Raw genomic sequence first — 25,490 nt, forward strand, 5'->3', positions numbered from 1 at the left:
GGTGTTGGCTGCCTTCCTGCAATTCAAGTTATTTAGGGTGTGGCTATTTAATATATTTATTTTTTATAAAAATAATGATGTTCTCCAGGAGAGAAAGCTGTGAGTAATTTACTCGGTGTGATTAAAACGATAGTTGGCCAGGTTTATGTCATGGAAGCGGATGGCTCGCAGCGCCTCCTGAAAGAAGGTGACAGAATTTACAGCGGTGAAGAGGTTATTACCGGCAGCAGCGGTGCGGTTAGCGTAGCGCTGTCTGATGGCCGAATCCTGGATCTTGGACGAAACAGTCAATGGGGCGAGAATGGCCTGCACACCGTAAACTCCGATGATCATAACAATCAGGATGTTGCATCGTTACAGAATGCGATTGCATCAGGTGAAGACCCGACTAAATCATTTGAAGCGCCTGCCGCCGGTAATGAACCTACAGTACAGATTGAAGGTGGCGGCGGTGGACATACTCTGGTGCAACTGGAGCTTACCGGGCAGATAGTGAACCCGACGGCTGGTTTCAAAACGCGGGGGATCGGTGAGCCAGAATGGGAGCGTAGATTACCTGATAGCGGCGTCGCAGCAAGCGATTCAGCTGGTGCCCTCCATGTTCTTCCTCCCGTGGTTCACATTGATGATTTTGCGGGTAACGATGGCTACGTAAGTAAAAATGAAATAAATCATGCCAGCGTTAGCGGTACCAGCAACCAAAATCATGTCACGCTCATTTTCACTGATAGCCAGAAAAACACATTAATCATCGATGTAGCTGTGACTGACGGTCACTGGGCTGCACGGCCTGATTTAAGCCAAATGGTTGAAGGGCGTATTACCGTAGAGGCAACGGCTACAGACGTTTCGGGCCGTACTGCGCAAGTTACCTCTGTCGCAGTTATTGACACCATCGCTTTGCATGACAGCATCACCATAGACAGTGTTACGCCAGATAACGTTATCAATATCGCGGAGTCCCATAATCGGCAGACGCTAATTCACGGTATTGTTGCGGGTGATGCAAAGATTGGCGATAAAGTCATTTTATTGGTAGACGGGCAGACCTATACCAACACTGTTATCGATTTGGGTAATGGTAAGCTGGGTTATCAAATCAACGTCTCCACTCAGGGATTGCTCTCCGATCCCCATGTTCAAGCCACTGTGACGTCGACGGATGCTGCAGGTAATACATCGCAATCCTCAACCCGCCATCATGTTGATATCGATCTGGATATTCATAACACCGTCACGATTGGTACTGTTGCTGACGATAACATCGTCAATTCAAATGAAGCCCGCATGCCCGTTATGATTACTGGTTTCGTCGGTGGCGATGCCAAAGCGGGGGATCAGGTGACGGTGACTGTTGGGGGGCATGATACCCATGGGGTCGTCGTCAGTGATAACGGTCAGTTGCGTTACGAGGTTGTTGTCCCGACAAACCGGCTTCGCGAAGGTGAAAACGATGTCCAGGTCCAGGTTATCAGTCATGATGCTGCTGGTAATGAAGCTATTGCTACTGAGCACAAAATTGTCACCCTCGACAGGTTTGCCCACAACGAACTAAGTATTAACACCGTTGCTGGCGATGATGTGGTAAACGCGATGGAAAACCGTATGCCAACGTTTATCAGTGGTGTTGTGACCGGAGATTCTCAGGCCGGAGACCCTGTGGTGGTCAGTGTTAACGGATTGCCGTTTTACGGTACGGTGAGTGATGAAAACGGCACACTGCGATACAACGTCGCTGTACCGAACGGTACGTTAAACGAAGGTCGTAATGATGTAGAGGTGATGGTTTCCGGCGTTGATTCATCTGGCAACTCGTCGATTTCAGTAGTGTACAAGACAATCACGCTTGATACGCAGGCTGATAATTCTCTGACCATCGGCACCGTGGCTGGCGACAACACAGTAAATGCCATCGAAAATCGTATGCCGACAGTCATTAGCGGAGATGTCGCTGGTGAAGCGCAGTCAGGGGACCGTGTGATAGTCACGGTTAACGGAATGACGTTTTACGGCAAGGTGGTGGATGACAATGGTCATCTACGTTATGCCGTCCCTTTACCAGGCCATGCGCTGGGTGAGGGCCACAATAACGTGCAGGTCATGGTGGTGAGCCATGATATGGCGGGCAACGAAGCGATAGCTGTCGAGCACAAAAATGTGACGCTGGATACTTACGCCTTTAACGCCGTGGATATCAGAACGGTCTCGGGCGATAACGTAGTGAATGCGGCGGAATCGCAGCATGACACTTATGTTACCGGTGTAGTGAGCGGGAAGGATGCCAGAGCGGGCGACAGGGTTGTGGTGCATGTAAACGGAAAGGACTTCGTGGGCGAAGAGTTTGCCCATGCTGGAGGCCAGTTACAGTATAAAATCGCAGTAACGCCGGGCGTACTTCTGGACGGTGACAACGACGTCCAGGTTACGGTGACCAGTCACGATAAAGCAGGCAACGAAGCGATCGCAGTAGCGCACCATAATGTGGTGCTGGACACCCATGCCGATGCCACGATAAGCGTGGATGCAGTGACAAAAGATAATGTACTGAACCACGATGAGCTGGATGCGAAGCAATGGGTTCATGGCAGCGTAGGCGGGGATGCTCGTCCGGGAGATCGAGTTGATATTGATATCCGTGGGCAGCATTTCACCGGAGACGTTATCGTCCTGAACGACGGTTCGCTGGGTTACCGCATCCCGGTGGATGCCGGCGCATTGGGTAATAACGGCGGTGAAGTAAATGCCGATTTGAGGTTCACTGTCAGCGTCACCGCCCATGATAAAGCCGGTAACGTTGTCACTCAGACGACAGAGCACACGGTCCATCTTGATAACTATGCCGAAAATGCTGTGGTTATCAGAACGGTCTCGGGCGATAACGTAGTGAACGCGGCGGAATCACAGCATGACACCTTTATTACTGGCGTAGTGAGCGGGAAGGATGCCAGAGCGGGTGATCGGATTGTGGTGCAGGTACAGGGGCAGAGCTTTGCCGGTCGGGTCGTTGAAGATGGCCACGGGCAACTGCATTATAAAGTCGCGATTTCGTCGGGTCTCCTTCAGGAAGGTGACAACGACGTCCTGGTCAACGTGATCAGTCATGACAAGGTGGGCAACGAAGCGATTGCGCTGGCGCATCAAAACGTCGTGCTGGACACCCATGCGGATGCTTCCGTCAGCGTTGATCGCGTGACGAAAGATAACACACTAAGCCACGCAGAAATGAACGCGCAAAAGCAGATAATTAGCGGAACAGTCGGTGGGGATGCTCGTCGCGGCGATGTCGTGACTCTGGATATTAACGGGCATAAATTCATCGATAACGTTGTCGATCTCGGTGATGGAACGCTGGGATATAAAATCTCTGTGGATCCTGCGGTATTTGGTGATAATCACGCCATGATTGACGGAGATATTAAATTCACCGCCTCGGTCACCTCTCATGACGCCGCTCACAATGAAGTCACCGTCATTACCGAACATACGGTTCATATTGATAACTTCGCGTCTAACGAGGTGCATATTGGCACGGTTGCGGGCGATAACATCATTAATATGAATGAATCTCGTCTGCCAACCTTGATCAGTGGCAATGTCGGTGGTGACGCTCAGGCAGGCGATCCGGTCGTTATTACTGTGAATGGCCGGGATTATGCTGGTGAAGTGGCGGGTGTTGCCGGTCATCTGTATTACAGCGTGCCTGTACCGACCAGTGTGCTGCACGAAGGCAAGAATAATGTGAAGGTCATGTTGACCAGTCATGACCACCTGGGAAACGAAGCGGTTGCTTATGAGCATAGGGTCATTACCGTTGATCGTCATGCGCATAATGAGGTGACGATCGGTATCGTGGCGGGAGATGATACCGTCAACGCCCATGAGTCTGCGGAAATTAGCGGCACTGTTCGTGGTGATGCACAAGCAGGCGATCCTGTCGTGATCAGCGTAAATGGCAACAGTTATACAGGCTTAGTTTCAGAGGTAAATGGCCATCTCGGCTATCATGTCACCGTGCCGCATAGCGCGCTTGTTGAAGGCAAAAACGATGTGCAGGTGATGGTTACTGGCGTCGATAACGCCGGGAACACGGCTATTGCCGTTGAGCATAAAACTATTATTCTGGATAGCCATGCCTACAACGCGCTGAACATTGATACGGTGGATGGGGATAACATCGTGAATGCCAGCGAGTCCCGTATGCCGATGATTATCAGTGGTAAAGTCAGTGGCGATGTACATGCGGGCGATCCTGTTGTTGTGAGCGTCAACGGCCATACTGTTAATGGCGTAGTGGTGGTCGATAACGGACATCTGCGTTATGAGGTTGCGGTGCCAACACATTACCTCCGTGAAGGTAAAAATGATGTGCAGGTGACGGTAACGGGTAATGATGATGCAGGAAACATGGCGAGTTCAGTCGAGCATCACCAGGTCACTCTTGACAGACAGGCCCACGCCACAATTTCCATTGGTGCAGTGACGAATGACAACGTACTTAACTACAGTGAACTGGAGACACCCAAACAAACTCTCACTGGCATTGTGGGGGGCGATGCGAAGGTGGGTGATGATGTCGTGCTCAAGATTAACGGATATCACTATTCCGGGCATGTCGTGGAGTTACCTGACCATCAACTGGGCTACAGTATTGCGGTTGATTCCTACGCGTTCAGCGATAATCGCGGACATATCGATTCGGGCGTTAAAGTTACCGCGACGGTAACTTCGTTTGATCACGTGCAAAACGAAGTCATCCAGACCACCGAACACATTGTCCATATTGATAACCACGCGGATGTGAGTATCACTGTTGATCCAGTGACGGGTGATGACATCATCAACCATTCAGAGTCGAGAGAGCATTTCACTAAAGTATCCGGAACTGTGAGTGGGGAAGATGTTCATGCGGGCGACAAAGTTGTCGTCACGGTGAACGGGCGAAACTATGAGACGGTTGTGGCGTCGCTTGCACATCAGAATGGGACGCTGGGTTACAATGTCGATGTGCTGACAAGAGACATGCTTGCCGATCCACATCATACGATAACAGCGCATATTACGGGTCAGGATGCGGCTGGTAACAGACAGCTCGTGGAGGCGTCGAAAGAATTAGTGGTCGATCTGAATGCGGAGGCGACGATTACCATCGACCCGGTGACCGCTAATCATGACAATATGATCAACGCCGCAGAGTCGGGACATGAGTTCACAACCATTACCGGGACGGTAAGTGGCGACGCGAAAGAAGGCGATTTGGTGACTCTGCATGTCAATGGCCTTGATTTAACCGGTCGGGTGGACGCTAACCTTCATTACAGTATTGATGTCAGCACCTACGATTTGATGAGTGATCCGCACCTCAGAGCCTCGATTTCTGTTACTGATAACGCCAATAACACGGCTCTCATTGAAGCTAAGCAGGATATTGTTGTCGATACACATGTTGATGCCACAATTACGGTGGATCCTGTGACAGCAGATAACACGCTAAACGATGAAGAGCTTAATCACCGCTTTACCCTGGTAACCGGCAATGTAACCGGCGAAATGCACGTCGGTGATCCGCTGACATTGACAGTGAATAACCATGTTTATCACGGGACAGTGGAAGACCTGGGGAATAACCAGATGGGCTACCGTATCGCGGTGGAAACCACGGATATTCATTCTGGCGATCATAAAATATACGCCAGTATCGGCGTGACAGATGCAGCGCAAAATAGTGCAGTGGTAACGGCTGAACACCTTGTTGGCATTGATGATCACGCGGATGCTACGGTGACTATCAATATTATTTCAGGCGACGATGTCCTTAATCAGCTGGATCAATCGTCACCGACTACTGTCATTAATGGTTTGGTCACCGGAAATATTAACGCGGGAGAATTCGTGCATCTTACGGTGAATGGTCATACGTACGATGTTGAAGTGAAGCCTCAGGCATATCTTGATAACAAGCTGGGATATTCCTTTGCCGCCAGTACTGCAGATTTGCTTGCTGATCCGCATATTGTTGCAACGGTTAATGCCAGCGATGCAGCAGGCAATACCATAACAGCCGGGGCGACACACGATGTATCAAGGGATGATCGTGCTTATGCAACCATTACGATTGACTCTGTTACTGACGATAACGTCATTAACAATACCGAAGCGCATCAGGAATATACGACTGTCACTGGTCTTGTTAGTGGCGATGTCCATAGTGGCGATCGGGTTGAGTTAATCGTAAATGGACAGCATTATTTTGGCTGCGTTAGCGATCAAGGTGGTGGTCTTCACTACAGCATTGATGTCAGTACTGCAGATTTAATTTCAGGTGATAGTAAGCCCGTGATCCACGCCTCTGTAATGGGTTCCGACGCAGCAGGTAATACCGTTCTGGCTGAGTCTGATCATACTGTAAATATTGATACACGGGCTGATGCGGAAATAAAAGTGGGGTCATTAACACTTAACGGCTCCCGGGATTTTTGGGTCATTGAGGGAACGGTTGGTGGTGACGCAAAAGAAGGCGATGTGGTTAAAATCTTCGCCAACGGGAAAACCTATGAAACGGCGGTGCAGAAATATTCTGATGGTCATCTTGGATTTAACGGCGATCGCCTTATTGATGCTGCAACCGGCAACCCTGTTTATATTAACGCGCACGATTTAGATAATAATGCCGATGTCAGAGTAGAGATAACCAGCACCGATCCTTACGGTAATAGTGAAACGGCAAGCGCTCAGATACATGCTAATGTTCCGTGGCCAGCGACCAGCAATAATGGCACGGTTAATAATGGCAACACCACCACGCAACCTCATAACGACCAACCACATGCCGTTATCACCTTAAATCCGGTTGCAGGTAACGACATTATTAACCAGTCGGATTCGCAGTCACCGCACACGGTTATCCGCGGCACAGTCTCAGGCGATGTGAACCTGGGTGATGAGGTGACCTTACATATCGGAAAAGACAGCTATACCGGCTATGTTACTGAACGTCCTAACTTGCCGGGCGAGTACGGTTATGAGATTAGCGTTGATACGCAAAATCTCATTAATCATCCGGATATTACAGCGACAATCACGGCCCATAATGATCATGGCAGCCAGATTGTTACTGTGTCTAAACCACTGATTATTGATACTGATGTCAGCGCCACAATTAAGCTCGATGATATAGCCGGTGACAATGTTATTAATAGTGTGGAATCCCGGTCTGGCACGACGACCGTTAGCGGTACCGTAACCGGTGACAATGTACATACGGGAAGCAACGTAACATTGACCGTTAACGGCCACCAAATTACGACGCAGGTGTTTGAAGATGCCAGTCATGTACTGAGATTCAGCAAAGAGATAAGCATTGACGACTTACGTCACGACCCTGTTATTGCCGCCAGCGTGACCGGCAACGACGATCATGGCAACGTAATGACGGTAACGGATGGTAAAACGATTGCCGTTGATACCGACGTTAAGGCGACGGTAACGATCAATAGTGTTACGGATGACAACGTCCTTAACCTGTCAGAAACAAAGAGTCCTGTCACACAAATAACCGGTACCGTGTCAGGCGATGTGAATCCTGGCGAATATGTCACGCTGACGGTTAATAACCACAAGTATCATGCCAAAATTGCGCCGGATATGACTTACAAAGCAGATATCAGGACTGTCGATCTGCTGGCCGAACACCGTATTGATGCGAAAGTGACCGGGAATGATACAGCGCAAAACTCGATTGATGCATTCGCGGACCGCACTATAGGTGTGGATACGACTGCCTCGGCAACTATCACCATTAATACCGTTTCAGGTGACAATATCCTCAGCGCGAAAGATCTCAGTTCCCAGCAGACTGAAATTAGTGGTGTGGTTGGTGGTGACGCCCGGATCGGTGATGACGTGAAAATCATGCTCAATGGTCATCTGACTGTTGGCAAAGTCATCGAACTGCCTGGCATGAACGGACAGCCTGGCTACACGATGAAAGTCGATACGGCAGATTTAAAAGCAGAGCTGACGGCTGAATTAAAAGCCCATCCAACCGACACGCCAACGATTACAGTGACTGTTTCCGGCACAGACGATGCAGGAAATTCCTTTAGCCAGCGTGCCGTCAGAGCGGTGGCTATCGATGATCATGCTGATGTGGAGCTGCATATCAACAAAGTCTCAGATGACAATGTGCTTAATCTGGATGACAGCCAAAAACCGACGACGGAGATCAGCGGCACAGTTACTGGCGATGTGCATGCGGGTAATAACGTGATTGTGCATGTTAACGGCAATGATCTGAACGCAATAATTGAACATGGTCCGAGCGGTGAATTAACCTTTAAAGTACTGGTTAATACCTCTGAACTGCTTCAGAACCCGGAAATTACCTATACGGTCACAGGAGTTGATGCTGTTGGAAATACGGTAACCTTGTGCGAAGCCAATAAACTGATCATTGACCAACATGCGGAAAACAGTATTCACGTTAATACGATTGCGGGCGATGGCAAAGTTAATTTGTCTGAACTGATGTCAGGGAAGACGGCAATTACGGGGAGTGTGCAGGGTGATGTTCATGCTGGTGATACGGTAACGCTCGCCGTTAATGGTCATACTTATACTGGCATTATCGTTGAACATACTGACAAGCATCATAGTTCACTGACCTATGACATCCCCGTTGATAGTAATGTCCTCAACGAAGGTGAAAATAGCGTTACGGTTACCGTTAGCGGTAAGGATGCTGCTGGTAATACGGCAACCTCGACCACAACTCAGACTGTCATACTGGATAAGCATGCTGATGCTTCCATCAGCATGGATCCCGTCGCGTCGGATAACATCATCAATGCGGCAGAATCTGGTCATATTTCTGTCAGCGGCGTGGTTGATGGTGATGCAAAGGATGGCGATATTGTCACACTGTTGGTTAATGGTCACGTTGTTCAAACTAAAGTGGTCACCGTCGGCAATCACCTGGGCTATGACGTTGAAGTGAAGAAAGGGTGGTTGCATGAAGGAGACAATGATTTCACGGTGAGTGTGCGGGCAACAGATGATGCGGGAAACAAAGTTACACCGGCCTGGCATCAGAACGTGGTGTTGGATACTCATGCTGATGCCACGATCATTGTGAATAAAGTGACGGGTGATAACCGTATCGATTGGCATGAAGCACGCAACCCGTTCAATCACATTACGGGTTTTATAGACGGGGATGTACATAAAGGCGATCACGTTAGCGCGACGATTAACGGTAAACAATACGATGCAAGATTGCATGAAACTCATGGGCATCTGAGCTATGACATTCCGGTTCAGACCGACAGTCTTCTTAGCGGACACAACGACGTGATTGTTTCGGTGATGGCGCATGATGACCATGGCAATGTGACACGGCAATCACAGCATGTTGATGTGATAGTCGACGCCCCCATTCATCATGGAAAGCAGGAGTTTCATATTGCGGATAAAAACCATCATGCAGCACGGCACGACAGTGGATTAGGCAAGCTGTTTGATGATAATCATGATTCGTTTGCTTTCAATTTTCATCATGGTGAAGCAGGTCAACCCGATGAAAAAGGTCACAGCATCTTTACCGGTAAAGAAAGCGGCGAGCATGGGAAAGTGGATCTTAGCGATCTGGCGCATGAGTTACATGAAATCGCCGACATTACCCTGTTGATGAAAGTTGGCGAAACTCATCATGGGACAATTGCTGCAGCACCTGCAAATCCAGGACATGCCGGTGATACCTCACAGATTCCGTTAAGTGACTCGCATGTTACTTCCACGTATTCGCTGGATCATCTTATAGCCAAACCTGAAAATTATTCGCACTAATGGATCCCCACCGCTGCTGGTACAAGCGGTGGGGGCTTCATTTCAAGATGAATTTTCAGAGAGGGGCCTCTTTGAATATTGAAAACATATTCGATAAAAAGAATATGTTTTTGACTTTTCATCTACGCAGAGAGAAACTTACCCCATGGCAGGAGGTTATTATGTCGCAAATTTCATCCCTACAGTTGTTCAAAAACCTTTCTGACGAGACCCGTCTCGGTATCGTGCTATTACTCCGGGAGATGGGGGAGTTGTGCGTGTGCGATCTCTGTACGGCATTGGATCAGTCGCAGCCTAAGATTTCACGTCATCTGGCGATGTTGCGAGAAAGTGGATTACTGTTGGATCGCAAGCAGGGGAAGTGGGTTCATTACCGCTTATCTCCGCATATTCCTTCGTGGGCGGCGCAGGTTATCGAGCAGGCCTGGTTAAGCCAACAGGACGACGTACAAGCTATCGCCCGTAAGCTGGCATCGGCAAATTGCTCTGGTAACGGCAAAGCTGTTTGTATCTAAAAAATTTGCCTAAACATATATGTTTTTTCGAATGTGAGGTGTTGAAGATGAAAACGTTAACGGTGTTTGATCCGGCTATGTGTTGCAGTACCGGCGTTTGTGGAAGCGATGTCGATCAGGTTTTGGTCGATTTCTCTGCCGATGTGCAATGGCTGAAACAACGCGGGATTCAGGTTGAGCGCTACAACCTCGCGCAACAACCCATGAGTTTTGTACAGAACGCGAAAGCAAAAACATTCCTTGAGGTTTCAGGTGCTGAAGGACTTCCATTGCTATTACTGGATGGAGAAACGGTGATGGCAGGACGTTATCCAAAACGTGCTGAACTGGCTCGCTGGTTTGGCATTCCACTGGAGAAGGTGGGATTAGCACCGACAAGCTGCTGTGGTGGTGAGAGTTCCTGTTGTTGAGTATGTCAGGAGGACGTATGCGTTTCTTACAGAATATCCCGCCTTATCTGTTTTTTACTGGTAAGGGCGGAGTGGGTAAAACCTCCATTTCCTGCGCGACGGCTATCCGTCTGGTTGAGCAGGGCAAGCGAGTTTTGCTGGTTAGCACGGACCCCGCCTCGAATGTTGGTCAGGTATTCGATCAGACTATCGGCAACACCATTCTTCCCGTGAAGTCTGTGCCGGGATTGTCTGCTCTGGAGATCGATCCGCAGGCCGCCGCTCAGCAATACCGGGCCAGGATCGTCGATCCTATTACAGGGCTTCTGCCTGATGATGTTGTTAACAGCATCAGTGAGCAGCTCTCGGGGGCATGCACGACGGAAATCGCGGCATTTGATGAGTTCACCAGCTTGCTGACTGATGCGGATCTGCTGACCCGCTTTGATCACATTATTTTTGATACCGCGCCGACAGGCCATACTATCCGCCTGCTGCAACTTCCCGGCGCCTGGAGCAGCTTTATTGAAAGTAATCCGGATGGTGCTTCCTGCCTGGGGCCAATGGCCGGGCTGGAAAAACAGCGCGAACAATATGCTCATGCTGTTGAGGCGTTGTCCGATCCTGAGCGTACCCGGCTGGTACTGGTCGCACGATTGCAAAGTTCAACATTACGTGAAGTTTCACGTACTCATGAGGAGCTCGCCGCGATTGGTCTTAATAACCAGTATCTGGTCATTAATGGCGTATTGCCAGAAACCGAAGCGGCAGGCGACACATTAGCCGCAGCTATATGGCAACGGGAGCAGCAGGCTCTGGTAAATCTTCCCGCCGGTTTATCTGGCCTGCCGACAGACACCTTATTTCTTCAGCCGGTGAACATGGTTGGCGTATCCGCGCTGAAAAATCTTTTCACTATGCGTGCTGAGGCTGCATCGATACCTGAACAGGTTAATCAGTACCAGCCTGAGAATTTGTCTCTCTCTGAGATGGTCAATGATATCGCCCGCAGTGAGCACGGTCTGGTTATGCTTATGGGGAAAGGTGGCGTCGGTAAAACAACGCTGGCGGCTGCTATAGCCGTCAGGCTTGCGGACATGGGATTTGATGTGCATCTAACGACATCAGATCCTGCCGCACATCTCAGCACAACCCTCAACGGCAGCATCAATAATCTGCAGGTCAGCAGGATCAACCCGCACGATGAAACCGAACGCTATCGCCAGCATGTTCTTGAGACAAAGGGCAGGAGTCTGGATGACGCCGGGAAGCGACTGCTGGAAGAAGATTTACGTTCTCCCTGCACTGAAGAGATTGCGGTATTCCAGGCATTTTCCCGTGTGATCCGCGAAGCAGCAAAGCGGTTTGTTGTCATGGATACGGCTCCTACAGGACATACGCTTTTACTTCTGGACGCTACAGGGGCTTATCACCGCGAGATTGCCCGGAAAATGGGGAATAAAGGACACTTTACAACGCCAATGATGCAGCTTCAGGACCCGGAGCGAACCAAAGTGCTACTGGTCACGTTGCCTGAAACGACTCCGGTGCTGGAGGCCGCAAATTTGCAGGCCGATCTTGAACGGGCGGGGATTCAGCCCTGGGGCTGGATTATCAACAACAGCCTCTCTATTGCAGACACGCGCTCGCCACTGCTGTGTCAACGTGCCCGGCAGGAGATACCGCAGATTGAGGCCGTCAAGCAACAACATGCTACGCGTATAGCACTGGTTCCATTACTTGCATCAGAACCTGGCGGCATCGAAAAACTCAGAGGTCTGGTGGATTAATTGAAAGTATTTACAGGGCAACTCTGTCGCCCTGTCTGGAGGATTTATGTTACTGGCAGGCGCTATTTTTGTCCTGACCATTGTTTTGGTTATCTGGCAGCCGAAGGGATTAGGGATCGGCTGGAGCGCCACATTCGGCGCTGTACTCGCACTGATTTCTGGCGTTGTACACATCGGTGATATTCCGGTGGTGTGGGATATCGTCTGGAACGCAACAGCGACGTTTATTGCTGTTATTATTATCAGCCTGCTGCTCGATGAGTCCGGTTTTTTCGAATGGGCTGCACTGCACGTTTCTCGTTGGGGCCATGGTCGTGGTCGTTTGCTATTTACGTATATCGTTCTGCTTGGTGCGGCGGTCGCAGCGCTGTTTGCCAATGATGGCGCGGCGCTTATTTTAACGCCTATTGTTATCGCCATGCTGCTGGCTCTGGGGTTCAGTAAAAGCACTACACTGGCATTCGTTATGGCTGCCGGATTTATTGCTGATACGGCCAGTCTGCCGCTTATTGTGTCGAACCTGGTAAATATCGTTTCGGCAGATTTCTTCGGGCTTGGATTCTCGGAATATGCGTCGGTCATGGTGCCAGTGGATATCGCTGCTATTGTTGCCACGCTGCTGATGCTGCATCTGTTCTTCCGCAAGGATATTCCACCCACTTACGATCTGGCCCGGCTGGAGGTCCCTGCAAAGGCGATTAAGGACCCGGCAACATTCAGGACGGGCTGGATAGTTTTGATCCTTCTTCTGATTGGCTTTTTCATTCTTGAGCCGCTTGGTATTCCGGTTAGCGCAATCGCGGCAGTTGGGGCAGCCATCTTGTTTGCTGTTGCTAAACGGGGCCATGCCATTAACACGGGTAAAGTGTTACGCGGCGCACCCTGGCAGATTGTCATTTTCTCGCTGGGAATGTATCTGGTGGTCTATGGTTTGCGTAATGCCGGGCTGACGGAGTCTCTCTCCGGGCTACTGAACGTGCTGGCGGACAGAGGGCTCTGGGCAGCTACCTTGGGTACAGGTTTCCTGACAGCGTTTCTGTCTTCCATTATGAACAATATGCCTACTGTGCTGGTTGGCGCGCTGTCTATTGATGGCAGTACCGCAACAGGGGTGATTAAAGAAGCGATGATTTATGCCAACGTTATTGGTTGCGATCTGGGGCCGAAAATTACACCGATCGGTAGCCTGGCAACGCTGCTCTGGCTGCATGTTCTCTCACAGAAGAATATGACAATCACGTGGGGATATTACTTCCGCACCGGGATTATCATGACGTTGCCTGTGCTGTTTGTCACGCTGGCTGTACTGGCGTTACGCCTCTCTTTTACTTTGTAATGAGATACTGAAATGAGCAATATTACTATTTATCACAATCCGGCATGCGGTACGTCGCGCAACACCCTGGAGATGATCCGTAACAGCGGTACTGAGCCGACCGTTATCCATTACCTTGAAACACCGCCATCGCGTGACGAACTGGTCAAACTCATTGCAGAGATGGGGATTGCGGTACGGGCACTGCTGCGTAGAAACGTTGAACCGTATGAAGTGTTGGGGCTTGCTGAAGATCGTTTTACTGATGAACAGCTCATCGAGTTTATGTTGCAGTATCCGATCCTGATTAACCGTCCAATTGTGGTGACACCGCTGGGAACGCGTCTGTGCCGACCGTCGGAGGTCGTGCTGGATATTCTTCCACAGCCACAGAAGGGGGCTTTTACCAAGGAAGACGGTGAGAAGGTTACTGACGCCAGCGGAAGACGCATCGACAGTAAGTAAAATTCAATCAATGGAAGGGCTGATCCTGTAGCCCTTTCATCGTTCTCATCTTTTCCGGCAATACAGGGTAGGGGACATTTCCCTGTGCTTAAAACAGGACAACGTATAACCAAGTTTATATGTGTTCTGGTTTGGGAATATTAGGAAATTCAGGGATATAACTGAGTGGTGCGTCCGAATGGACTCGAACCATCGACCCCCACCATGTCAAGGTGGTGCTCTAACCAACTGAGCTACGGACGCACAAATTTGGAATGGTGCGTTCAATTGGACTCGAACCAACGACCCCCACCATGTCAAGGTGGTGCTCTAACCAACTGAGCTATGAACGCAATGTTGTAGGTGACAACGGGGACGAATATTAGCGGCAGAGGCCGAATGAGGCAAGAGGGAAATGCTATTTTTCTTCATGTTTTCACGCGATTGCAGAGTAATTAAGCAAGTTGATTATATTTTGTTGATTTTGCAGCGTGTTTTTCGTTCATCCCAACCGGTAATAGGGCACAAGTCTACAGAGATATTCCCATGATCTTAAGAATGCTCCGCTGCGAAGCTGTTTCGAAAACGATCGCTTTAATAAACTGCATGCCCTGTTTGTCGTAGAATTTGCGAGCGCGTTCGTTCTGTTCAAGAACTTCCAGCCATAAAAAATCTTTTCCATTACTCCGGGCAAGCTCTTTAATTCTTTCGAACATTAACTGACCGTAGCGTTTACTTGTCTCAGCAGGACAAAGGTAGAGCTTGTTAAGCAGCACGCCTGAAAGCTCCGTCTCAGGTATTGTGCTTTGCCATGTCAATTTCGCAAAACCAATTGGGCGGTCGGTTTCGGCCACATACCAACTGACACTACGGTCTCTCAGGCTCTTTTCAAGCGTGGACAGAGAGTATTCACTTTCTAAAAAATCGTTCATCTCCGCTTCAGACACCCACATATGCTGAAAGTGAGCACGATAGATGCGAAACCCCATCTCATTGAGCAACACCGAATCGGCCAGCGTGGCCTGGCGTATTTGTAATGTCATGGAACGGAACCTGTCTCAGTGGAAAGGTTTAAAGATATCTGATTATGAGAGAAATATCTCTTCCCGGCCTGCCGGTATGCGGTATTCGCCTTGATCACTTTGCCTGAAGGCGTTGTTGTCTGACCGGCAGGCGCAGGGTTTATTTGGTGGCGAGTTTGAGGAGCACTACACCGGAAATGATGAGCCCGACAGCGAGCAGACGAGTAAAGTTAACAGCTTCCCCAAATAGGGTAATTCCGACGAAAAACGCACCTACTGCACCGATGCCGACCCAAATAGTGTAAGCCGTTCCCAGAGGCAAGGATTTCATGGAATAGGCCAGGAGACCAAAACTGAGGAGCATAAACAACAGGGTAACAACACTGGGTATGAGACGTGTAAACCCGTGCGATTCTTTCATTGCTGATGCCCATACCACTTCAAAAATACCTGCCAGAAACAGAGATAACCAGGCCATTGTAATATCCTTACATACGGGTCGTCCCATTGAGATTAATATGCGGCAGGTCGTCCTGCATAGAGTCCGGAATGCCCGGCATCGCTATTTATCAATACACGAAGTGAGTTGCGTTCCCGCTCCGTGATGCACATACCTTCAGGATGTGTTAATTCATATCGGTTTTTAAAACGATCCACCTGAAGAAATGGCCCGCGAGATATCCCAGACAACCCATTCCCAGGGAAAGCGTTACGTTTACCCACGGCATCACACTAGTGGGGAAGACGGATATCTGTGCAAGCAGTTGGCTGATGACAAATCCAGAAAGAAAACCAGCCAAAGTTAATAACCACACGAGTTTACGCATAATAACACCTTATAGTTCTGTGAAGGGGCGTCCCTTTATTTAACTGAACACGACGGGTCGTCCCGACGCTAAATATCCGGTACCGTGTTACCGGCCCTGCATTCTCATTTTGCATATAGTGGTTTTTAGTGCTTACACCTCTTTCTGTCGCTTATTTTTCTGCCCCTGACCGCCATTCAGAACACCCATCCGTGATTCGTAAATGAGCCCGACGAGGAGGATCAACACAAATATGCTTGCCGCAATAAAACCGCTCCAGCCTGCTTCCCTCACCGCTATGGCATAAGCAAACAGGAACAACGCTTCAGCTTCAAAAATAATAAAAAGGAGTGCGACCAAATAAAATTTTACAGACAGTTTCAAACGGGCACTGCCTACTGGCAATACCCCGGATTCGAAAGGTTCATGTTTACTATGTCCGCTGGATCGTCCGCCCATAAAACGGGCTAGCAGAAGTAGTAATGCACCAAGGCCGATCGCTCCGATTATAAATATCGCCAGTGACCAGTGATGGGAGAGATTAGCGATATCCGGGCTCATTCAGATGTCCTCAGTGGGTCATTTGAATGGTATCCCGACGGGCAGGCCTGATATGGCTGGTATTCTGGCAGGGAGCAGGAACCAAAAGCATCTGAGGCGTGTAATATAAGTAATGGAGTTACTGAACTGCAGAGACATGAACGGTCCATAAAATCTTCCTACAGAAGAATGGGCCGTCCCGGTTGATGGATCGTACCTGAGGTCGTCCTCAGGTAGATATAATGTCAAATTTCAAATCACTATAGCACCACTTTTTTTGCTGCCCAGTATTTATCGCAATAAATACCGCATTATTCACCGCAAAATGGTAGGTAAACATGGATATATACATTAAATAATTCAAGTTGCAGGAAGCCAACACACCTGCAACTTGACGTATGACGAGTATAGCTATTTCTTAAATACCGTGACCATTAGGCCGGTAATTATTTATTTTATTGGTTTAAATATTAGTAACCAGCGGCCTTGTTAGCGGCTTTTATGCGATTGCTTCTGGTGTCTTTTTCGTGTTGGTCTTTAGCTTGCATTATGCCACCTGCAGCATCAACCCAATCACTTGCGGTACAACTGGATAATCCCACAGTTAACATAAGGGCAAATACATACTTCATTTTAGCTCCATCATCTTATTATTTGTATAAATAACGTCCATGTAATACGCAAAGTATTTGACGTTGATTTTTTGACTTTAACAAAAAGTCACATTATGGGCAAGGTACGGAATTTCACTGTATAACACTTAATCTATAATCCAATTAATTTAAGGGCAGGGTGGATAATAGATCTGATTCTAAAAATAGCCACCCTCCCGGACATCATCCTGTAACTATAAGATGTGAATGATCAGAACGACAAAGTCCGTGATGGAAATTGACCGGATAGTGCGCTCATAGCTGACGCTCAGGAAAGTGAAAACGGATAGAACTGATAAACCGCCGCCATTGCTGAGACACTCAATATCACGCTGATGATGAAGTATGTTTTGAATGGCTGTTTTTGTGTTTTATGGCGGAAGAGTTGCTGCCCAATAATCGCGCCAGCCCACCCACCTACAACGCCAAACACCAGCAAAGTGGATTCTGGCACTCTGCGCCAGGCATTACGTGCTGCTATTTTGTCCACGCCGTAAATTACCAGCGTCAGTATGTTGGCGAGCAGGAACCACATGACTAAAGGAGACGACGTAAAAAAGCTTCCGATCGCCGCGACGATCAGTAGGAAATAACAACAGCGATTGAGAGTCATATCATTAGCCACGGCAATTTTCAGAGTTTATCGCAGCGCATTATACGCAATCATCGCCATACCGATAGTTCCTGCTGTTTCCCACGAGGCGCTGGTAAACGTGGCGATACATTTTTACACTAATGCTCTGACACTGTAGGTAACCTCTTGCGCAAGGATACATTTTGAAAAGAAAGCTTCGTCAGCGCAATCAGCGCTGGCTATCCATTCAACTGCGACGTGCGAAAAATGAGGGACTGCCATTTAGCTTTTTTATTCATTTCCCTTCCATGCGGGCTGCAACATGCAATGGGGAGCGGCTCAAGCGGCGTGGTCTCATTAGGCCAGACTGGCACCGGGCACTGTTTCATCAGGGATGGGGAGAAGTGCCGATGGTAGGTCCTGGCGGTGATATTTACTGGTTTATAGGTTTCGATAAAGAGCAAGTTCCCATTGAGTTTCAGTCGGTGTGGCGGGACGAGTAGCTTCTCTTGATTCTCTTCTCTCGATCCAATCTTCTGCTTTTTAGCAGACTCATTAAGTCAGCTCGAATAATTTATACTGCGGACGTGAAATAAGCTTCCATCCCAGCAATTGTTGGATTATCCCCGCATAATGCCCGATAGATTTTATCGACGTCCGCTCCTGACATTTTGCGGCCATGAGATTGCCTATGCTGCGCGGGCCAGAACCCAGGCCCAATCGGAACTGCAGAGAATGCGATAGAAGGGCTTCACGCGGCATTTTACAAATTCAAGAATGTCTGCTTCGCTCATCGCTGAGGCCTTAGAAGGATATTCAGGTCCCCAATCATCATAGAGTTCGTCGTATATGCTGTAAAACTTCCAGCAGATGTTGCTAAAGATACGGGAGCTCGGAGATAAGTGAAACGCTGGGATTTGATGCAGCCGTAACTCTACTTCTTTGGAAGTACCGGCATTCATTAGAAACCAGGCTTTGATCCTTAGCCACGTAATTGCACTCGCGCTGATGCTGGGTATAACTATGTTTTTTTCAAGCATATATGCATGAAGGTAGCGCTCAATTTCATCTGAATCAGGATGTTTATCTAAATTGAGGGAGGCTAAAATTAACAATGATTCAGAACTATTGCCGGAGAGTAGTTCTCTTTCTGCCCACTCAATGATCATTTTGTCGTAATCATCGACGCGATAAGCTTCGAAAGCTTCACCAACCGTTTTCAAACAAAGAATTTCGTGTAGGTCATGTTTGTATTTATTTTCCATAACATCATTTAATCCATGTTGTTAAGAGGGGTAAAAGTATGCTTTCGTTGAGATGATCCGGTACAAAATGAGCGTACTTTATTGTCACCCTAATGTCTGTATGTTCAAGTGTAGTGGTCGCCCAAAATTAGGCCTCGGCATGAGAGATTTCTAGAACTACTAAAAGTCTGCTATTGGTACGAAGCGAACAAGTTACCTGAGCTGAAGGTCCGCAGTGAGCAAATAGCAGATGTTAGTGTTGACTGTGGGTTAGCATACCAACGCCATCTTAAATGACTCTGAGGTGTCTGCTAAACCAGGGCGATTCACTTGCCTGCGTCAACTGGTATAGCTTTTCAGCTATACCAGTGTCCTCCTTCAAATTAACGTGGCATTAATGCAAACACGCCCCAACCCAAATACTCTCTCGTCCATCTAACATGGCGTATGGGGGCTATCGTCAGTTCTGCCCGAACGACTTTCGCAAAGTCATCGTCTGGGTTTTCTTCCAGCCACCGGCGCATGGTCATCCACTTAGCGGCTTCATACCTGTCCCAACCCTCCTGGTCCGCCAGCACCATTTCTACTACGTCATAGCCTTGTTCATCAAAAGACGATACCAGTTCGGGAAGAGGGAGAAAATCAGCCACGGACGAGACGCCACAGGCTTCGGCGATCTCCTCCGTGGCTGGGACATGACGCCAGTACGGTTCCCCGATGAGAATAATTCCTCCAGGCCTGAGGCTCTTTGCCAGCAATTTAATCGTCCCGACGACGCCACCTGCAATCCAGGTGGCACCGATGCAGGCCGCTATGTCACATTTTGTATCAACAACGTAACCGGCCGCGTCGTTATGAATAAAATGGACTCGTTCGCTGACGCCGAGTTCATCTGCACGTCGTTTTGCCTGCGCGGTGAAGAGGGGACTCATGTCAATGCCGACGCCGGTAATACCATAATCGCGCGCCCAGGTGCAGAGCATCTCACCCGAACCGCTGCCGAGATCGAGAATACTCGTACCCGGCTTCATACGTAACATGTGGCCCAGTGTGGCATACTTTTCTGGTGTGAACGGGTTATGAATGCGGTGTTCACTTTCGCTAATGGTAAAAATACGTGGGATATCCATTAGTTAATTCCTTTTATCGATGGCGTATTCAGCGGGTTTTGTTCACAGGGGTTAGCTTTTTCAGCCAGCAGAGCAAATAGCTTGCCAGCAAACGTCTCGCTGACCGGCCACTCTGCACTGTCCGGGCACTGTTTTATGCTAAGGCCCGCGTTAGCGAGCAGGCTGGTATATTCATCACCATGCCAGGCCTTCATTTGACTGCCGAACCGGGTAGCTCGACCATTCGCCTCTATTGCCCAGAACCGTGTTGAACTGATTTGTGCCTCTTCATCCCAACTGTTTTCGGTCAACAACAGATGAGGAACAGCAAGGAACAATCCCTGTGGACAACGCTGCCAGTTCGCAGGCGCCATACCCTGACGTTTAACCTCATCGTAGGTATGAACCTCAATGAGCATCCTGCCACCTGGTACCAGCCATCGCCCACAGTTGCTGATGAGGGAGCAAGTGTCTGATGCGCTGAATACGTTCAGTTCCCCAAAGGTCATCATGATGAAATCGAACGGATCATCCGGGCTGTATGTTCGGATATCCTGTTGGATGTATTCAATATTCAGACCGGAGATTTGCGCCTGCTGGCATGCCCATTGGATGGATGCCGGTGAAAAGTCCACTCCTGTGCAGCTAAAACCGCGCTCCGCTAACAGGCGGGTATAAAAACCAGGGCCGCAGCCGAGATCAAGAATGTGTGCCCCATCAGGTAACTGGCGGGCAATCCACGCTACCTGTTGTTCAATTACGGTCAGTCTGCGGCTTGCCCAGTCATGTTCCTGCGACAAATGATTTTCCAGCATACGCTGGCTAAAAGCGGGTTCGTCCCAGGGGATTTTGTCTTCATCCGGTGACAGCTGTATCTGACCCGCGGTAAAAATAATGCTATCGATATCCATCATCTTCTCCTTAACGGTTATCGGACTGGGCGCGAACATTGTTCAGCCCGGTGGTATTAATGCGGTAGGGCTGACCATTGACGGATTTAATCAGTTTTTTTGTTTTGAGTTTTTTGAAGACGGCAAGCGTACAGTCTGCGAGCAAAAGTCCTTCGCGACTGTAGCATTCAACAGAGGTAACGCGGCCTGACGAATCACGGACGTGCGCAATACGCCCACCTTTGGCGAGAACGTGTAAGGTACGTTGTTCCTGACGGGATAAATTCATACTGGAAAACCTGTTTAATCATCATGTGCAAAACGTGCAAACACACAGCGGTGTCCGCATACAATTTCGGCGCATTGATAATCAGTCCGGCCTGAAAAGGTCGGGAAGCTGATTATCGGATGATTACATTCTCCAGCATCAAAGCCTCGGATTGAGTTGATAGGTATTTACGGCGTGAATGATAACACCTGGTTTTTGTAAGTGAATAACCAGGTCTGAAAAGTGTGATCCCGAAGGGAGCCTGTAGTTCATTCAAGCCAGTGGAGTGTATGAACCTGCTGAATATGTTCAAACGCGCGGGCGCTCAGAAAGCGTGCAATTGCTGAACTATAATAATGAAGGTAGTTAAACCACGCTATACAAGCGATGTTAACCAGAAATCTCTAAATATTTCATTGTATTAAATACCTTTCCCCTTCATGGGAACGTTATCTATCTCTCTCCGTGTCTGCTGATGATTTCCACTGGAATGGCATGCAGTTTGATTTTCAACCTGGTTATCAATGACGTTTTCATTGTCGTATAACCGCTAATGGAATGATTAGTATGAATAAATTACCAGGTCTTGCTGTTTCACTTACTATTCTGACAGCTCCCGTTTTTGCTGCACCAGCTCCCGACTGTGTGAAGGTGAATGAAGCTCAAATCGAAGCCCTGTTTGATAAGTGGAACGAGTCGCTGAAAACGGGCGACGCGAAGACAGTTTCTGAAAACTATCTTAGTGATGCGGTATTGCTACCTACAGTATCCAATAAAGCCCGTTTAACGGATGCTGAACGCATTGATTATTTTGAACATTTTCTTGCGAAGAAACCGACCGGGAAAATCGACACTCGTACTATTCGTCTTGGCTGTAATAAGGCGATAGACACCGGAACTTATACATTTACCTTCGCGGATAAGTCCACAGTTTCAGCGCGTTACACTTTCACCTATGCCTGGGATGGTAAAGAGTGGAAAATTTCTACGCACCATTCTTCGGCTATGCCTGAGGGGTAAAAGACGGAGCAGGGGACGGGAATTGACCGTTCCCTGCAGTGAAACTGATATCCAGGTGATGCACCTGGTTTCCGGGAGCTATAGGGATTGAGTGATGAGAGGTATTGGGGATCGTGCAGAAATTTGTTACGGTTTCAGAGTTGCGAGAAAAACTAATCAGCGATTACCTTACATTCGCTCATCAATCTATTGGAAAATTAAGCGATGGACAACCTGGCCGACTATGTAAATGCAATTAAAAATGGGAAAAATGTCATTTGCATTGAAGAGCTCTGGAATCGAGATGATTTGGCGGAAGTAGAGATCTCCCATATGACCTGGCATCATGATTCAGGGGTCGTTATCAGTTGTATTTGCGAAAATGAGTTGGTTCAACCGCTATCAGACATATGCCCGGAATGCTGTATCAAATGGGGGATTGTTGATGCGGCGGGTCGGGATATCAGACCGCGGGAGAAAACTTTTCACAGTAAATGCCAGGAGTCGTACTGGCTAAAAATGAATCGCTAAAATTCGCAACCCGTATCAACAACATGTGCGGTATTTTGCGAGTATGGCCGATGGCGGTAATAACCGTGCTGCGGTGAAAATAATCAACTCTATAACACCGCGGCTGTCACTGGCTCAGAAAGGACCATCCGGGGGTTAAACAACGTGCCTGGCTATTGCTGAGTACAGGCTGCATCATTCAACACCCGCTGGTGATACAAAATTCCTCCGTGTCTTTTACGTTATGGCGAGTTGTTACAGGCGATGTCTTTATGCCTGGCCCAGTCCACCATTCCCTGGAAATCAACGATGACTACAGATTCATCCCCAACCACCCAGGCATCGTGACCCGGGGGGATGCGTGACAAGTTACCGGGCAGACAATCGAATTCACTACCATCATCCATCTTCACCCGTAGCACCCCGGCAACGTGATACTGAAAGTGAGGGGCTTCACAACTCTTCGTACCTGCGATGGGTTGAACGGATGTTGCCCAACGCCAGCCTGGTTCCAGTACTGCACGACCGACGATCGCTCCTCCTATATTGAGAAGCTCCAGTCGTCCATGTGGAAATTCGCGAATTTCGTCTGGAATACCGAATGATTTCACTTCTGCTTTGTCCATTGCGCACCTCCTTAGATTGAATACGCGCATGGTCGCACTTAAATTATATCTGCTTTGGTTGTTTTTTGTTCTATTTCTCGAGGGGACAACGTGGTGACGGGATGGTAAATGATTCCTGTCGGGGGCTGGTTTTGACCGTGGTGTTAGTAATGCCAGCGCAGATAGTAGTAAAATATTGCCCTGGTGGTGCTACTGCACGGATTCACTAAACAAGGTTAACTCGATGAAAAACAAACATGCGCTCTCTCTGATGTGTTATCAGATGCTGGAATCTGGCGCGTCTCGCCGTACAGTGAAAAGAGCGCTCACATCCCATCGTGTAAAAGGTCGCCAGGCAGTAGTACTGCTCTGCAAGCAAGAGATGGCGCTGTTGAGATCCGGGAAGATAGCGATACAAAGCACGACAGCCCGGTGAGCCGCCGGTAACTCGTCGGCAGGGTGAACGCCTTAAAATAATTCGCATAATTATCAGGGAAGAAGACCATGACGGAGTATTGGTGGCAGGATCTTTGTGATCGCGATAATAACTGGCTTGGCCTGGAGTTTACCCTCAAGAAGAGTCATAAAGCCGGGCCGGTGATGGATATGCTAAGTGGCCGCTACGGTCGGATGGCGTTGCAGATCTCTGGAGAGACATTATTCTGGGCTTCAATGCTGGAAGATCATTCTGGTGTCTGGGTGGTGTTTAATTCGGAACATTCAGGCCCGCAGGCGTTATTACCTTGCGTAACGTCTGAAGATATTGAACGGATCAAAAGCAAAGGGAAAAGGGCATGGACGAGTGAATGGTGTCGTTATTTTTCTCGTCAATTAATGAATGCGCCAGCGCCACTACTGTCACCTCGCCGTTGGTTACTCAGTCCAATGGCGTTGACCCGACGTTCATCGCCATACTCATTACAACAGTCTCTTTCTGTTAAAAACTGGCGTTTTGACTCTCCTGAAAGTAGCGGTAATTTTGGCTGTCGCTGGACGCTTTACGGTGAAGATTTTCCCGATCTTGTCCAGCCGGAAAAAGTCAGACTGGTCGACTGGTGGTGGGGAAACCATCTGCTACTTGGGCGTTATCCCGTAAGCCCGGATGCCGGAAGGGTTAAATGGTGGCGTAAAAAATCTCGCGAGGGAACATTGCCTCCAGTGCTGGTCTGGTATATCGGCGGGCTGGGAGCGTTTGTGATCCTTGATGGTCATTACCGTTTGCAGGCTGCAGTTAAAGAGGAAATTGCGCCGTCTTTCTTAGTGTTGAGTGAACTTAATGAAAGAGAGTTCCCCTCAGATCCTGTTCACCAGCAACGAATTATGCGGGCGCTGGAAAAGCAACAGCTCAATAATCCTGAGCATCGAATTGCAGCGATAAATCAGACGCTGATAAATCTCTACGATACACGTTATTTTTATACATCAACGCATAGCCGCGCCGTTCTTGGTGAGGGGATACGATGGGCTCAGGAGGTTGATGGCTTTTTGCAAAAATATCACCTGGAAGCCTTCCGGGAAAAGATATTTAAACGGACAAACGCATAGATGGATTGGCCCACGAGTTGCATCAGAAAAACTCCATTTTTTCATAAGGATGTGCTTTGCACTCGTTGAGTCGACTCTCTAAACTACCAATATGTACTTCCAGCTTGTGTCCATCCGGATCCAGAAAGTAAATGGATTGGCCTTCGCTCTTGTTCGACTTCCATTCGACAATGCCGGATGACCGCAGTTTCTCAACGAAATTGGCAAATTTATCGGATTGGATGCTGAATGCGTAGTGGGTATAGTCCAACTGAGGTTTAACGACATCGGCGGAAAGGCATAACCATAGCTCTCCCAGTGAAAGATAGGCCCCGCGACTCCACCTGGCCTGAGGGACAAAACCAAGCTCGTTCACGTAAAAATCAAAACTTCTTGCTACATCACTAACAGCAAGAGTGAGATGGTTTAGTCCTGTCAGCATGTTAAACCCTC

The 25,490-nt window shown here is 48.6% G+C and carries 21 protein-coding genes, 2 tRNA genes and 1 pseudogene; 11 read left to right on the forward strand and 13 right to left on the reverse strand.

What is annotated here, in order from left to right; translation table 11 throughout:
* The first annotated feature begins 99 nt into the window (after nucleotides 1-99).
* From OH663_RS22345 to arsC, 6 genes are all read left to right on the forward strand, one after another.
* Nucleotides 100-9,840: a retention module-containing protein gene (locus tag OH663_RS22345; RefSeq protein WP_200011733.1), complete on the forward strand. Its 9,741-nt coding sequence runs from the start codon at nucleotides 100-102 to the stop codon at nucleotides 9,838-9,840.
* Between the two features lie 161 nt (nucleotides 9,841-10,001).
* Complete coding sequence (arsR, locus tag OH663_RS22350) at nucleotides 10,002-10,355, forward strand: As(III)-sensing metalloregulatory transcriptional repressor ArsR (RefSeq protein ID WP_045449582.1); 354 nt, start codon at nucleotides 10,002-10,004, stop codon at nucleotides 10,353-10,355.
* Between the two features lie 47 nt (nucleotides 10,356-10,402).
* Nucleotides 10,403-10,765 (forward strand): arsenite efflux transporter metallochaperone ArsD, encoded by a 363-nt coding sequence (gene arsD / locus OH663_RS22355; RefSeq protein WP_200011742.1) that lies wholly within the window; start codon nucleotides 10,403-10,405, stop codon nucleotides 10,763-10,765.
* Nucleotides 10,766-10,782: 17 nt separating this feature from the next.
* Nucleotides 10,783-12,534: an arsenical pump-driving ATPase gene (arsA, locus tag OH663_RS22360; RefSeq protein WP_200011745.1), complete on the forward strand. Its 1,752-nt coding sequence runs from the start codon at nucleotides 10,783-10,785 to the stop codon at nucleotides 12,532-12,534.
* 46 nt (nucleotides 12,535-12,580) lie between these two features.
* Nucleotides 12,581-13,870 (forward strand): arsenic transporter, encoded by a 1,290-nt coding sequence (locus OH663_RS22365; RefSeq protein WP_200011748.1) that lies wholly within the window; start codon nucleotides 12,581-12,583, stop codon nucleotides 13,868-13,870.
* Nucleotides 13,871-13,882: 12 nt separating this feature from the next.
* Nucleotides 13,883-14,314, forward strand: a complete 432-nt coding sequence (gene arsC, locus OH663_RS22370; protein ID WP_045442371.1) for a glutaredoxin-dependent arsenate reductase — start codon at nucleotides 13,883-13,885, stop codon at nucleotides 14,312-14,314.
* Nucleotides 14,315-14,480: 166 nt separating this feature from the next.
* Here the strand turns inward: arsC and OH663_RS22375 are convergent.
* From OH663_RS22375 to OH663_RS22410, 8 genes are all read right to left on the reverse strand, one after another.
* Nucleotides 14,481-14,557 (reverse strand) — tRNA-Val (locus OH663_RS22375).
* Between the two features lie 12 nt (nucleotides 14,558-14,569).
* A tRNA-Val gene (locus OH663_RS22380) sits at nucleotides 14,570-14,646 on the reverse strand.
* Between the two features lie 177 nt (nucleotides 14,647-14,823).
* Nucleotides 14,824-15,336: a GNAT family N-acetyltransferase gene (locus OH663_RS22385; protein WP_200011751.1), complete on the reverse strand. Its 513-nt coding sequence runs from the start codon at nucleotides 15,334-15,336 to the stop codon at nucleotides 14,824-14,826.
* 139 nt (nucleotides 15,337-15,475) lie between these two features.
* A complete protein-coding gene (sugE, locus tag OH663_RS22390; RefSeq protein ID WP_045442376.1) occupies nucleotides 15,476-15,793 on the reverse strand; it encodes a quaternary ammonium compound efflux SMR transporter SugE in 318 nt (105 codons plus the stop codon).
* A 148-nt stretch (nucleotides 15,794-15,941) separates the two neighbouring features.
* Nucleotides 15,942-16,142 (reverse strand): hypothetical protein, encoded by a 201-nt coding sequence (locus OH663_RS22395; protein WP_048221540.1) that lies wholly within the window; start codon nucleotides 16,140-16,142, stop codon nucleotides 15,942-15,944.
* A 132-nt stretch (nucleotides 16,143-16,274) separates the two neighbouring features.
* Nucleotides 16,275-16,682, reverse strand: coding sequence for an NADH-quinone oxidoreductase subunit A (gene ndhC / locus OH663_RS22400; protein WP_048221539.1), 408 nt, complete (start codon nucleotides 16,680-16,682; stop codon nucleotides 16,275-16,277).
* A 449-nt stretch (nucleotides 16,683-17,131) separates the two neighbouring features.
* Nucleotides 17,132-17,293: a hypothetical protein gene (locus tag OH663_RS22405; protein ID WP_190284557.1), complete on the reverse strand. Its 162-nt coding sequence runs from the start codon at nucleotides 17,291-17,293 to the stop codon at nucleotides 17,132-17,134.
* A 289-nt stretch (nucleotides 17,294-17,582) separates the two neighbouring features.
* Nucleotides 17,583-17,927: a DUF1294 domain-containing protein gene (locus tag OH663_RS22410; RefSeq protein WP_200042172.1), complete on the reverse strand. Its 345-nt coding sequence runs from the start codon at nucleotides 17,925-17,927 to the stop codon at nucleotides 17,583-17,585.
* Between the two features lie 164 nt (nucleotides 17,928-18,091).
* Here OH663_RS22410 and OH663_RS22415 point away from each other — a divergent pair, with 164 nt between their 5' ends.
* Complete coding sequence (locus tag OH663_RS22415) at nucleotides 18,092-18,391, forward strand: hypothetical protein (RefSeq protein WP_045442380.1); 300 nt, start codon at nucleotides 18,092-18,094, stop codon at nucleotides 18,389-18,391.
* A gap of 186 nt (nucleotides 18,392-18,577) precedes the next feature.
* Here the strand turns inward: OH663_RS22415 and OH663_RS22420 are convergent, their stop codons facing one another.
* The 3 genes and pseudogenes from OH663_RS22420 to OH663_RS22430 form a co-directional block, all read right to left on the reverse strand.
* Complete coding sequence (locus OH663_RS22420) at nucleotides 18,578-19,153, reverse strand: hypothetical protein (protein WP_045442383.1); 576 nt, start codon at nucleotides 19,151-19,153, stop codon at nucleotides 18,578-18,580.
* A gap of 362 nt (nucleotides 19,154-19,515) precedes the next feature.
* Nucleotides 19,516-21,155 (reverse strand): annotated as a pseudogene (locus OH663_RS22425) (class I SAM-dependent methyltransferase).
* 7 nt (nucleotides 21,156-21,162) lie between these two features.
* Entirely contained in the window at nucleotides 21,163-21,420 is a 258-nt protein-coding gene (locus tag OH663_RS22430) for a YjhX family toxin (RefSeq protein WP_045442392.1), read from the reverse strand.
* Between the two features lie 546 nt (nucleotides 21,421-21,966).
* On the opposite strand from OH663_RS22430, the gene OH663_RS22435 reads away from it, so the two are divergent.
* Nucleotides 21,967-22,419 (forward strand): SgcJ/EcaC family oxidoreductase, encoded by a 453-nt coding sequence (locus OH663_RS22435; RefSeq protein WP_045442394.1) that lies wholly within the window; start codon nucleotides 21,967-21,969, stop codon nucleotides 22,417-22,419.
* 204 nt (nucleotides 22,420-22,623) lie between these two features.
* Nucleotides 22,624-22,929 (forward strand): hypothetical protein, encoded by a 306-nt coding sequence (locus OH663_RS22440; protein WP_233633539.1) that lies wholly within the window; start codon nucleotides 22,624-22,626, stop codon nucleotides 22,927-22,929.
* Nucleotides 22,930-23,150: 221 nt separating this feature from the next.
* Here the strand turns inward: OH663_RS22440 and OH663_RS22445 are convergent, their stop codons facing one another.
* Nucleotides 23,151-23,534, reverse strand: a complete 384-nt coding sequence (locus OH663_RS22445) for a cupin domain-containing protein (protein WP_200011759.1) — start codon at nucleotides 23,532-23,534, stop codon at nucleotides 23,151-23,153.
* A 223-nt stretch (nucleotides 23,535-23,757) separates the two neighbouring features.
* On the opposite strand from OH663_RS22445, the gene OH663_RS22450 reads away from it, so the two are divergent.
* On the forward strand, nucleotides 23,758-23,949 hold the full coding sequence (locus tag OH663_RS22450; RefSeq protein WP_045442408.1) for a hypothetical protein: 192 nt from the start codon (nucleotides 23,758-23,760) through the stop codon (nucleotides 23,947-23,949).
* Nucleotides 23,950-24,017: 68 nt separating this feature from the next.
* On the forward strand, nucleotides 24,018-25,058 hold the full coding sequence (locus OH663_RS22455) for a hypothetical protein (protein ID WP_200011762.1): 1,041 nt from the start codon (nucleotides 24,018-24,020) through the stop codon (nucleotides 25,056-25,058).
* Between the two features lie 22 nt (nucleotides 25,059-25,080).
* Here OH663_RS22455 and fos read toward each other — a convergent pair whose 3' ends face one another.
* On the reverse strand, nucleotides 25,081-25,479 hold the full coding sequence (gene fos, locus OH663_RS22460) for a fosfomycin resistance glutathione transferase (RefSeq protein WP_200011765.1): 399 nt from the start codon (nucleotides 25,477-25,479) through the stop codon (nucleotides 25,081-25,083).
* Nucleotides 25,480-25,490: the final 11 nt, after the last annotated feature.

The sequence above is a fragment of the Citrobacter sp. Marseille-Q5395 genome, from assembly GCF_947057495.1.
Taxonomy (GTDB): domain Bacteria; phylum Pseudomonadota; class Gammaproteobacteria; order Enterobacterales; family Enterobacteriaceae; genus Citrobacter; species Citrobacter murliniae.